This is a genomic window from Glaciihabitans sp. INWT7 (assembly GCF_014217685.1).
Taxonomy (GTDB): domain Bacteria; phylum Actinomycetota; class Actinomycetes; order Actinomycetales; family Microbacteriaceae; genus Lacisediminihabitans.
Genome location: NZ_CP043653.1, coordinates 499099 through 511067, shown reverse-complemented (window position 1 = coordinate 511067; position 11969 = coordinate 499099). Strand labels below are relative to the sequence as shown.

9 protein-coding genes are annotated in these 11969 nt (G+C 65.8%); 7 read left to right on the top strand and 2 right to left on the bottom strand.

What is annotated here, in order from left to right; translation table 11 throughout:
- Nucleotide 1: 1 nt before the first annotated feature.
- The gene (locus F1C58_RS02525; RefSeq protein WP_185202458.1) at nucleotides 2–430 is read left to right on the top strand and encodes an Hsp20/alpha crystallin family protein; all 429 of its coding nucleotides are present in this window, start codon (nucleotides 2–4) and stop codon (nucleotides 428–430) included.
- A 358-nt stretch (nucleotides 431–788) separates the two neighbouring features.
- Here F1C58_RS02525 and F1C58_RS02520 read toward each other — a convergent pair whose 3' ends face one another.
- Complete coding sequence (locus F1C58_RS02520; protein ID WP_185202457.1) at nucleotides 789–1673, bottom strand: Ku protein; 885 nt, start codon at nucleotides 1671–1673, stop codon at nucleotides 789–791.
- A 45-nt stretch (nucleotides 1674–1718) separates the two neighbouring features.
- Here F1C58_RS02520 and F1C58_RS02515 point away from each other — a divergent pair, with 45 nt between their 5' ends.
- From F1C58_RS02515 to F1C58_RS02500, 4 genes are all read left to right on the top strand, one after another.
- A complete protein-coding gene (locus tag F1C58_RS02515; RefSeq protein WP_185202456.1) occupies nucleotides 1719–4226 on the top strand; it encodes an ATP-dependent DNA ligase in 2508 nt (835 codons plus the stop codon).
- Nucleotides 4227–4334: 108 nt separating this feature from the next.
- Nucleotides 4335–5318 (top strand): cytochrome c oxidase assembly protein, encoded by a 984-nt coding sequence (locus tag F1C58_RS02510; protein ID WP_185202455.1) that lies wholly within the window; start codon nucleotides 4335–4337, stop codon nucleotides 5316–5318.
- On the top strand, nucleotides 5315–6178 hold the full coding sequence (locus F1C58_RS02505) for a cytochrome c biogenesis CcdA family protein (RefSeq protein WP_185202454.1): 864 nt from the start codon (nucleotides 5315–5317) through the stop codon (nucleotides 6176–6178). Before F1C58_RS02510 ends, F1C58_RS02505 begins: the two co-directional genes overlap by 4 nt.
- Nucleotides 6175–7389 (top strand): redoxin domain-containing protein, encoded by a 1215-nt coding sequence (locus tag F1C58_RS02500; protein ID WP_185202453.1) that lies wholly within the window; start codon nucleotides 6175–6177, stop codon nucleotides 7387–7389. Before F1C58_RS02505 ends, F1C58_RS02500 begins: the two co-directional genes overlap by 4 nt.
- A 10-nt stretch (nucleotides 7390–7399) precedes the next feature.
- On the opposite strand, the gene F1C58_RS02495 is transcribed toward F1C58_RS02500, so the two are convergent.
- Nucleotides 7400–9196: a chloride channel protein gene (locus F1C58_RS02495; RefSeq protein WP_185202452.1), complete on the bottom strand. Its 1797-nt coding sequence runs from the start codon at nucleotides 9194–9196 to the stop codon at nucleotides 7400–7402.
- Nucleotides 9197–9698: 502 nt separating this feature from the next.
- Between F1C58_RS02495 and F1C58_RS02490 the strand changes: the two genes are divergently transcribed.
- Nucleotides 9699–11009, top strand: a complete 1311-nt coding sequence (locus tag F1C58_RS02490; protein ID WP_185202451.1) for a glycine betaine/L-proline ABC transporter ATP-binding protein — start codon at nucleotides 9699–9701, stop codon at nucleotides 11007–11009.
- Entirely contained in the window at nucleotides 11006–11950 is a 945-nt protein-coding gene (locus F1C58_RS02485; RefSeq protein ID WP_185202450.1) for a proline/glycine betaine ABC transporter permease, read from the top strand. The genes F1C58_RS02490 and F1C58_RS02485 overlap by 4 nt, the downstream gene beginning before the upstream one ends.
- Nucleotides 11951–11969 lie beyond the last annotated feature (19 nt).

Genomic DNA, 11969 nt, shown 5'->3' with positions numbered 1-11969 from the left:
CATGGCAATGTCTTTTGATCCTTTCAGCGATATGGATCACCTCGCGGGAATGCTTCACGGTGGCCGACCGGGCCCGAAGCTCATGCCCGTCGATCTGTACCGAGACGGTGACCGTTACATCCTGAGCGCGGACCTGCCGGGAATCGACCCGGGCTCCGTCGATGTGGATGTCGACGGGCAACTCCTCGCCATCCGCGCACAGCGCACGGCCGGCTCAGCCGAGGGTGCGAAATGGTTGGCGCACGAGCGACCGTCCGGATCGTACCTCCGCCAGTTCAGCCTCGGCGAGGGCGTCGATCCCGAGAAAATCAGCGCTCACTATGACAACGGTGTGCTGAGTGTCATCCTGCCCGTGAGCGAGAGGGCCAAGCCGCGCAAGATCCAGATCGTCTCCGGAGCGAACGGCGTGGAGAGCCAGATCACGGCCTAGGGACACCACAGGGAACACACCATGCCGAGTATCGTTCTGACGCACACGGATCCGATGAACGATCGATTTCTCCGCATCGTGCTTGCGGACCCGGAGCTGGTCGACATCGAGTTCGAACAGATCATCGAGGATGCATTTCCCCCCCCCCCCCCCCCCCCCGCGAAGACGGATGTCCTTCTGCGGCATCTCAGGTCGGGGAGTTCGCATTCTGCCGAGGCCGCGATCGACGATAAAGGCTTCGAAGAGGCACCGACTCCGCTCGCTTCGGAGCGTTCACCGCCTCCGCTTCGATCGCCCGAATCGGATCCACTGTGAAACAGAAGGGGCGGCGCGGCGCGACGTCGAGCCGCCCCTTCTCCTATGCGCTCTTCTTTCGCGGCGGCTTCCGAGCCACCGTCTTGTCTGCCTTGCCTTGCTCGTCTTGATCGTCTTCCTTGTCTTCCGAGCGTGCGGAGGACTTGCGATTCTTCGCCACACTCTGCTTGAGGGCGGTCATCAGGTCGAGCACCTCACCGCCCTCTTCACCTTCGGCGGTCTCCCCGAAGGTCTCTTCGGTGCTCATGGCATCGCCCTTCTCCAGCTTCGCGGCGATCAAATCCCGAAGCTGCTCCTGGTAGTCGTCGGTGAACTTCTCCGGAGAGAAGTCGGTGGCGAAGGAATCGACAAGGGCCGAGGACATGTCGAGCTCCTTCGACGACACCCGCACCGAGCTCTCGAGCGCCGGGAAACTGGCTTCGCGCACCTCGTCGTCCCAGAGCAGTGATTGCAACATGAGCACGTCGCCGCGCACCCGAAGAGCTCCGAGTCTCGTCTTCTGGCGCAGGGCGAAATGCACGATCGCCGTGCGGTCGGTAGCCTCGAGCGTTCGCCGCAGCAGCACGTATGCCTTGATCGAGGGGCCATCGGGCTCGAGGAAGTAGCTGCGATCGAACATGATCGGATCGAGTTGTTCGGAGGGCACGAACTCGACCACGGAGATCTCGCGGCTCTTCTCTTCCGGAAGCTCCTGCAGGTCCTTCTCCGTCAGGATCACCGTCTTGCCGTCATCATCGAATGCCTTGTCGATGTGTTCGAAGTCCACGATCTTTCCGCAGATCTCGCATCGGCGCTGGTACTTGATCCGCCCGCCGTCCTTGTCGTGCACCTGATGGAGGTGAACGTCGTGGTCCTCGGTTGCGCTGTAGACCTTCACCGGCACATTGACCAGCCCGAAGGCGATCGCGCCCTTCCATATGGATCTCATACCGTCATGATCCCCGCCGGGACTCGAGATGTTAAGCCCCCTCCGATGTCAACCACTGGCCGACCGCGTGGCCAGGATGCACGATGGAACCCCAGCAACAGCAGGAAGAGGGTCACGGTGCCGCAGAAGACGGTCGTGGAGGTCGGAGGCCATCGAATCACCCTCACCAACCTCGACAAGGTGCTCTACCCACACACGCAGACGACCAAGGGCGACGTGCTGTCGTATTACGCGGCAGTAGCAGACGTGCTGATCGCTCATGCCGCTCAGCGCCCCGCCACCAGAAAGCGGTGGGTCGACGGGGTCGGCACTGAGGCCCATCCCGGGACGGCGTTCTTGCAGAAGAACCTGGATGATGCGACCCCCCGCTGGGTGAAGCGTCGCGCGATCGAGCACAGCGGCCACTCGAACGAGTATCCCCTCGTGAACGATCTCGCCACGCTCACCTGGCTCGGTCAGATCGCCGCTCTCGAAATCCACGTGCCGCAGTGGCGCTTCGGTCGCACCGGGCATCCGCTCAACCCGGATCGCCTGGTGCTCGACCTCGATCCCGGTGAGGGGGTCGGGCTGTCCGAATGCGCGGAAGTCGCCCGGCTGGCGAAGGCGATTCTCGACGGCATGGGGCTTCGCGCGATCCCTGTCACGAGCGGGAGCAAGGGCATCCATCTCTATGCCCCGCTCGATGGTTCCCAGGATGCCTCCGCGGTCAGTGCGGTGGCCCATGAACTCGCCCGGGCCCTGGAGGCAGACCACCCCGAGCTTGTCGTCAGCGACATGAAGAAGTCCACCCGTCTTGGGCGGGTGCTGGTGGACTGGAGTCAGAACAACGGCGCGAAGACCACCATCACCCCCTACTCGCTTCGCGGTGCGGAAAGTCCCACCGTCGCCGCGCCGCGCAGCTGGAGCGAACTGGAGGAGAAGGGCCTACGGCAGCTCCAATACTCGGAGGTCGAGGCGCGGATCGAGTCGATGGGCGATCCGCTCGCGGCTCTCGCCATGGGGCACCTCGAGTCGCTCGAGCCCACTGCGGAGCACCGGTCGCGATTCGAGACCTCCGCCGCAGGGCTGGACCGTTTGGCCGAGTACCGGCGCAAGCGAGATGCCGCAAAGACCCCCGAGCCGGTGCCCACGGGAGATTCGGCACCGACTGCCGGCGACAGCTTCGTGATCCAGGAGCATCATGCCCGCCGGCTCCACTGGGACTTCCGGCTCGAGCACGACGGCGTGCTCGTGAGCTGGGCACTCCCCAAGGGCGTTCCCACCGACTCCGCGCAGAATCATCTCGCCGTACAGACGGAGGACCATCCGCTCGAATACGGCACCTTCGAAGGCCGTATTCCCGCAGGAGAATATGGCGGTGGCGAGGTCACGATCTGGGACAGCGGAACCGTCGAGCTGGAGAAGTGGCGGGAGGGCAAAGAGGTGATCGCGACCCTCCACGGCGAGCAACACGGATCGCACCGCTACGCGCTGATCCATACCGGCGGCGCCGGACGGGCCGAAAACGACTGGCTCATCCACCTGATGGCGGACACCACGTCCGCGGCCCCGAAGCCCGCTCGCTCCCGGAAAGTGGTCGGCGCCACGCCCGGGGCAGTCGACACGATTCGCCCGATGCTCGCGACACCGGGCAAAGCCGGACAGCTTTCTGAAGACGATGAGTGGGCTTTCGAGATGAAATGGGACGGCATCCGCGCCATCGCCTCCGTCAGTGACGGCGTCGTCACCATCACCAGCCGCAACGGCATCGATCTGACCACGAGCTATCCCGAGCTCGCTGCGCTTGCCGATGCGGTGGAGGGTGACGCGGTGGTCGACGGCGAGATCGTCGCGATCTCGCCGTCCGGCCGGCCCGACTTCGGACTACTGCAGCGACGGATGGGGCTGACCAAGGCGGCCGACGTGGCCGCGGTCCTCAGATCGGTACCCGTTCAGTTCATGGCCTTCGACCTGCTCTCCCTCTCGGGCCGATCCCTCGTGAAGCAGCCCTACGATGCTCGGCGCACCGCACTCGAGCAACACCTGTTTCCACGAGGGTCGATCCAATTGCCACCGGCCTTCGAGGGAGATGAAGTCGCGGCGATCTCCAGCAGCCTCGCGCTGCGCCTCGAGGGCGTTGTCGCCAAGCGACGCGACAGCACCTACCTTGCGGGAAAGCGATCCCGCAGCTGGGTCAAGTTCAAGCATCACCGCACACAAGAGGTCATCGTCGGGGGCTGGACCTCCGGCAGGGGCAACCGTGCGGGCCGGATCGGAGCGCTCCTGCTCGGCGTGCCGAGAGACGGCGGTCTCAGCTTCGTCGGGAAGGTCGGAACCGGGTTCAGCGATGCGGATCTGGACGCCGCACTGAAGCGACTCGCTCCTCTCGCCCGCACCACAAGCCCGTTCGCAGACATCGATAGCGCCGATTCCACCGGCGCGCACTGGGTGACCCCCCGGCTCGTGGGTGAAGTCGAGTTCGCCGAATGGACCGCAACGACGCGACTCCGCCATCCCACCTGGCGGGGGTGGCGCCCGGACAAGTCACCCGACGACATCACCTTCGAGGGCTGACCCGGCCAGGATCGGCCCCTGTCCATTCAGGCAACATCCATCGGCCTTGAGTGTATTCTTGCAACAGTTGTGTAGTTGCAAGCGAGACAGGGTGGCACGTGACGGGCAATGAATGACATGACCGGCCCGATGTGGATGCCGCAGCTGCCGCCGACGCTCGCCCGGCTCCTGGCCTGGCATCCGCAGCCGATTCCGGTCATCCCCCTCCTCATGGCGGCTCTGCTTGCGCTCTATCTCCTCGGGGTCTGGCGGCTCCATCGCCGCGGGATCGCCTGGCCGGTGCAGCGCACCGTGTGGTGGATCGCCGGAATCGCCTCCGTTCTGCTCGTCACCGCGACGGGCATCGACGGCTACGGCATGGAACTCTTCAGCGTGCACATGATGCAGCACATGACACTGAGCATGCTCTCCCCCGTCTTCCTCGTGCTCGGCGCTCCGGTCACCCTGCTGCTGCGCGCGCTCCCGGCGAAACACGGCGGCGGGCTCAACCTGCGAAAGCTGATCCTGCGGGTTCTGCACTCTCGAATCGCGGGCTTCTTCACCCACCCGGTAGTGACGGTCGCCCTGTTCCTGATGAGCCTCTACGGCCTCTACTTCACGCCGGCCTTCGACTATCTGATGGGATCGATGTGGGGCCACAACGTGATGCTCCTGCACTTCCTGGCCATCGGTGCGCTCTACTTCTGGGGCGTCATGGGCGTCGACCCGTCCCCTCGCCAGGCGAGCCGGGGGATGCGGCGACTCAGCGCCCCCGTGCTGAGGATCTTCGAACTCGTCATCACGGTGCCATTCCATGCCTTCTTCGGGGTGATCGTGATGATGTCCGTCGATCTTCTCGTGCGCTTCTATGCGCACCCGGATCCGAGCTGGGGCATCAGCGCGCTGGCCGACCAGGCACTGGGCGGAGGCATCGCGTGGGGGTTCACCGAACTGCCGACCCTCATCGTGCTCGGGGTGCTGTTCTTCCAGTGGCAGGGGCACGAACGGCGCCACGAACGCACGGCGAACCGCAAGGCGGATGCCGACGGCGATGCCGAACGGAACGCCTACAACGCATACCTCTCGTCCCTCGCCCGCCGGGATGTCCGGTGACCGGTTCCACCGCGATGGTCTACGCCTTCACCCTCGGTCTGATCGCGGCGGTCAACCCCTGTGGTTTCCCGCTGCTCCCCGGTTACCTGGCCATGTTCGCCCGGCGAGATCTCCGCACCGCACCGGGTCATCGCGCGGCAGCGGCTCTCATCGCGGGCGGCGGCGTGACCCTCGGCTTCATCGCCGTCTTCGCGACGGTCGGACTGCTCGCCTCGGTCGCCGCCCAATGGATCATCGCAACCGCGCCCTGGTTCATGATCGGGTTCGGCGCGGCACTCGCGGTGTTCGGGGTGGCCGGTCTCTGGGGCAGGCACCCGCGGATCTCCCTTCCCGCCGTCCGATTCCGCTCCGGCACAGGAGTTGTCTCGATGGCCGGATTCGGCGTCGCCTATGCCGTCGGCTCACTCACCTGTGCGTTCCCCCTGTTCCTCGCCGGAGTCTCCGGCACCTTCGCCCGCCTTGGTCTGCTCCCCGGGATCGCCACCTTCGTGGCCTACGGGTTGGGCATGGGCACGCTCGTGACCGGTCTGAGCCTCATCACTGTGCGCGCGGGTGGGGGAATCTCCCGTCGATTGCGGCGAGCGAGCCGGCTCGTCCCGATCGTCGCGAATATCCTCGAGGCCACCGTTGGTCTGTATCTGGTCTTCTACTGGGTCACCGACCTCGTCGATCCGCACGCAGTGACCGCTGTGACCCGGGCGGTCGGCACGATCCAGCAGGCCGTCAGCAACGCCGTATCGACTGCACCGTTCGTGGTCGCCTGCGCCCTGGGGGCCACGGTCATCGTCGGCTTCGCCATCGCCGCCTTCTCGGCACGGCGGCATCCGCACCCCGACAGCCAGGGAGAGCAGCTCAGATGAAAAACGACCAGGCGAGAGCCACGAATCCGACCGGCGGCCCGCGCGGCCTTCTCTGGGCCACCATCGGAGGAGTGGTCGCCCTCGCACTCGTGGTCGTGGCCATCGTCGCGCTGGTGCCCGCTGCACCGTCGACGCCCGGATCCGCCGCAGAAGACCCCGTGGGAATCGGCCGGCCGGCCTCATCACTGCTCGAACTCGCGAACCTCGGGGTGAGCCACACCCGCATGCCCGACTTCGCTCTCACCGACCAGCGGGGAAAGCCACTCAGCCTGTCCCAGTTCGCCGGGCGCGCGGTGGTGCTCAGCTTCAACGACGACCAGTGCGAGGATCTCTGCACCCTGCTCGCTCAGGACGTCGCGGCCGCCGACCACGATCTCGGCGCCCGTGCGAAGGATGTCGCCTTCGTGTCGGTCAATGCGAATCCGTACTATCCCGCGGTCGATGCCGTGAAGACCTGGACCGATGCCCATGGCCTCGCATCGGCGAGCAACTGGTACTTCGGCACGGGCCCGGCGGCGACCCTCGCTTCCGTGGCGAAAAAGTACGGCGTGCCGATCACTCTGCATGCGAAGTCCCGCACGGTGGATCACGGCGCCCAGTTGTTCTTCATCGATCCGAAGGGCGACGAAGCCCAGGTAGGCGGCTTCGGCACCGGGGCGGCGAGCACGACCCTGTTCGGTCACGCGATGGCCCAGCTGGCGGTTTCCCTTCTGCCGGCCGCCGAAGGTGGACCGGTCGGCGGCCCGGCCATGACGGCATCGGCGAAGGCCTCCGCACAACTCGGGGACAGCCCGGCGCCGGCGCAACTTCCGTCCCTCGGCACGTCGTCTTCCCTGATCGGCACCACTCCGGCGGCCGGAAAATACGAGGTGATCAACTTCTGGTCGAGTACGTGCACCGCCTGCGTACAGGAACTCCCCGAGATGCAGTCCGAGTTCGTCAAGGACGGCCGAACCGTGGAATTCATCGGCGTCGACGTGTCGGACGCGGCCGGGTCCGCAGTCGCCTTCGCCGCGCACGCCGGCATCACCTACCCTCTGGCCGCGGACCGATCCGGAACGCTCGCTGGCGAGTTCCAGATCACCGGGCTTCCTTACACGGTGATCCTCGATCCGGCGGGCACAGTGCTCGTGAGACATCCCGGAGCCTTCACCGCCGAACAGCTCGACTATGTGCTCGATACCTTCGACCCTGCGCTGGGCGGCTCCTGAGCGAGCGAGGCTAACGTTCGCCGGCGAGAGCGCGCAGCACCGCGTTCTGGTCGAGCCAGCCCCGGAGTATCCCCGCATCGTCGACGACGGGCACGCCGTCGTTGTCGGTCGTGGCCAACACCGTGTCGAGGGCACCGTCGAGGGTCGACCCGGGCAGCACGGAATCGATGAGTTCGCTCAGTTCCCCCGCGGTGAGCCTGGACGCATCGTCGTCGTTGGCCAGGGCGTCGGTGACCGCTCGCACGGTGAGCACCCCCGCATAGCCGCCACCGGCCGAGGTCACCGGCAGGGCCGACCTGCCCGATGCGATGAGCAGACCCGCGCCGTCTTTCGCGAGAGTGCTCTCCGCAATCGTGGGCGGCGTACCCATGACGTCTCGAACGTGCACCGCGTGAAGGGCCGTGTTGGCCGGTGCCGTGCCGATATTGACTCCGCGGCGCCGGAGCTTCAGGGTGTAGATCGTGTCTTTGGTGAGCAGTCGGGACGTGCCCGTCGCCACGATGATGGCCAGCAGCAGGGGCAGGATGATGCTGTATTCGCCGGTGAGCTCGAACAGGATGATGCCGGCGGTGATCGGCGCGCGAGTCGCCCCGGCGAAGACGGCGCCCATGCCGACGAGGGCGAAGGCCCCGGCCTGACCGGCGAGACTCGGGATCACCAGCCCGACGACGTCGCCGAAGGCAGCTCCGAGCATGGCGCCGATGAAGAGAGACGGCGCGAAGACCCCGCCGGATCCGCCGATCCCGATGGTCAGGCTCGTGGCGATGATCTTGGCCACCAGCAGCAGGATGAGCATGCCGAGCGCATAGCCGCCCATGACGCTCTTCTCGAGCACCGGGTAGCCGACCCCGTACATCTGCGGTATCGCGAACAGCAGCAACCCCAAGAGCAGACCGCCCGCGACCGGACGCAGCCACTCCGGTCCGCGCCAGGCCCAGTCGCAGAAGTCCTCGATCGCGTAGAGAAACCTCGTGAAGCCGACTCCCACGAGCCCCGCGAACAGGCCGAGCACGGCGAATAGCGCGAACTGCGAGGGATTCGCCACGGTGAAGGTCGGCAGAGTGAGGAACGGGTGATCGCCGAGCATCGAACGGCCGACGACGGATGCCGTGATCGAGGCCAGCATCACGGCGCCGAAGGACGCGGCGGCGAAATCACGGAGAAGAAGCTCGAGAGCGAAGAAGACGCCCGCGATGGGGGCGTTGAAGGTCGCGGCGATTCCCCCGGCCGCGCCGCACGCGACGAGGGTGCGCACTCGAGATTCCGGCATGCGCATGACCCGCGCGAGAGTCGATCCCATCGCGGATCCGATCTGCACGATGGGGCCTTCGCGGCCGACCGAACCACCGGACCCGATGGTGATGGCAGAGGCGAGGGCCTTGACCACCGCGACCTTGCCGGGGATCCGCCCCCCGCGTTTGGTCACGGCGTACATGACCTCTGGCACACCGTGACCTCTGGCCTCGCGGGCGAAGCGATCGACCAGGGGTCCGTACAGGAGGCCGCCGACGGAGGGAGCGATGATGACGAATGCCCCGCCCAGCCACGGAAGCCACGGATTCGCCGGATGGCCGACGGACGACGAATAGTCCTTTGTGCCCGTGAACACGAAAGTCGCCGCCGTGACCAGCCAGCGGAATGCCACCGCGGCGAGGCCAGCGCCGGCGCCCACGATGACCGCAGGCACGACCAGTTGGAGGGATGCGAGGCCGAGCCGGTCGCCGAAGGGCTTCGCCCCCCGCAGCCAACGAAAAGTCCACCATCGTCGGCCGGGCTCGACCCATCGTTCTCGCACAGATGTCGCCATCACTTCACCCTCTGTAGTCGTACGCAATCTGTATTCATGCAATAGTTGCAAATGTGCACTGATAACCGTAGCACGGACCCGCCAGAGCGATGTCCGTCTGGCCGATCCGCCGGGTGAAGGTAACAAAACTGCAACTCCTTGAAACGCTGCCGGATGCCTGCAAGCACGGCGAATTCCTACCCGGTCCGCACCGGGAACCGAGCGGTTTCGGGCACTCCGCCCTACTTCGACCGTGCGGATGTTGCTAGCCTCGTCGTGGCCCATTTGGCCCATAGAGCCCAGTCCGCGCTCCCGTCCCACACCCCGGTGGGATGTCAACGTATGGTCTGGCGTCGTCGGTACCGCCCCAGGGCAGCACCACCGTGACACTCCGATCGCAGCGCCGGGAAACCGTCGAAATTGCTTGATGTGGGAGTTTGCGGGACGCGTCGCAGACCCGGTCGTTACCAACATGAAACGCGTTCGCGATCCGACGGATCGCTGTCGCGCGTCTGGAGATCCGATGTCAGATTCCACCGCAGTAAAAGTGAGAGGCCTCTACAAGGTCTTCGGCCGCAGACCCCGCGAGGGCGTCAAGCGCCTCGAGGGTGGAGCGACCCGCGATTCACTCGGCGACGGCACCACGGCCGCCGTCATCGACTCCTCGTTCGACGTGAAGCGCGGCGAGATCTTCGTGGTGATGGGCCTCTCCGGATCCGGCAAGTCCACGCTCATCCGCATGCTCAATGGGCTCGTCGAGCCGACGGCCGGATCGGTGACCATCAACGACGTCGACATCACGGGCGCGTCACCCGTTCAGGTGCGGGATGTGCGCCGTCGAAGCATCTCGATGGTCTTCCAGCACTTCGCCCTCCTGCCGCACCGCACGGTGCTCGACAATGCCGCGTACGCCCTCGAAGTGCAGGGGGTCCCCCTGGCCGAGCGCCGCGAACGCGCCCTCACCGTCGTGAAGCGCGTGGGCCTCGAGGGCTGGGAGAACAAGCTCCCCGGGCAGTTGTCCGGCGGAATGCAGCAACGCGTCGGACTAGCGAGGGCGCTCGCCGCAGACACGGAGATCCTGCTGATGGACGAGGCATTCTCGGCACTCGACCCGCTCATCCGTCGTGAGATGCAGGAGCAGCTCGTCGAGCTGCAGGCCGAGTTCGGCAAGACCATCATCTTCATCACCCACGACCTCAACGAGGCGATGTTCCTCGGCGACCGTATCGCGGTCATGCGCGACGGCCGAATAGTGCAGGTCGGAACCCCAGAAGACATCCTCACCGACCCGGCAAACGACTATGTCGCCCAGTTCGTGAAGGATGTCGACCGCGCTCGCGTTCTCACCGCCGCGAGCGTCATGGAGCCCGTGCGTGCTCTCATCTCCTCGACCGCCGGGCCGCGAGCCGCCCTCCGGGTCATGAGGGACCTTCAGACCTCCACGGTCTTCGTCGTGGGCGAAGGACGCCGGTTCCTCGGGGTCGTGCGTGACCGCGACGTGATGCGGCTGGTGAAGAGTTCGGAGACGGACCTGGTGCCCGTCGTGCGCAAGGTCAGTTCGGTCAGCGGGGAGACCGCGTTGTCCGAGTTGTTCGAGGCTGCCGTCGAGAGCTCCCTCGCCGTCGCCGTCGTCGATGCGCGGCACCGACTCCTCGGTGTCATCCCGCGAGTGACTCTGCTCGGTGCGCTCGGCAACATCCCCACCTCTACCGGCGAGATCCACGTGGTCGAGCCTCCTTCCACCATCCCCGTCGATGTCATCACCGAGACCTTGCTCGCGACCGCCCAGCGTCCCAACGGAGTGTTCGAGTCCGTAGAAGGAGAATCCAAGTGAACGGCTTCCGTATCCCCGTCGGCGATTGGGTCACCACCATCGTCGACTTCATCACCCTGCATCTCGGCGGGTTCTTCGACGTCATCTCGACGGTCTTCGGCGGCCTCTATGACGCCGTCGACTTCGCCCTGTCCGCCCCGCCATTCTGGGTGATCCTGCTCGTCATCGTCGGCATCTCTGTTTTCGCCAAAGGCTGGCGCTTCGGCATCGCCGTGGCAGTCGGGCTCGGCCTGATCGCCGGGCTGAACCAGTGGGGAAACGCGATGGACACCCTGGCGCTCACCCTCGTGGCGGCCTTCGTCGCCGTGGTCATCAGCGTTCCGATCGGCATCTGGGCGGCTCGATCCGATACCGTCTCAGCGGTGCTCAAGCCGATCCTCGACTTCTTGCAGACCATGCCCGTATTCGTCTACCTCATTCCCGCCATCATCCTGTTCGGAATCGGGGCGGTGCCCGGGATCGTCGCGTCCATCGCTTTCGCCATGGCCCCGGGGGTGCGGTTCACCGAGCTCGGCATCCGTGGAGTCGACAAGGAAGTGATCGAAGCCGGTCACGCTTTCGGTTCTTCGCCCGGTCGCATCCTGCTCCAGATCCAGCTGCCTCTGGCTCGGCCCACGATCATGGCCGGTATCAATCAGGTCATCATGCTCTCCCTCTCCATGGTCGTCATCGCGAGCATGGTCGGGGCGGATGGGCTCGGCAAGGACATCATCCAGGCTCTCAGCCGCATCGACGTGGGCCTCGGTGCGGAAGCCGGACTGTCCGTGGTGATCCTCGCCATCATCCTCGACCGCTTGACCGCCTCCCTCGGCGGGTCGCGGCCGGGTCTGCGGCGCCTGTTCTTCCCGAACCGGGCTCCCAAGAATTCGATCGTCGACGAGTCGATCGAACACACGCCACGCTCGCCAGAGGCCACCCCGGCCGTTCCGAGCGCGGCATAACCCCATCTCCCGATCCACA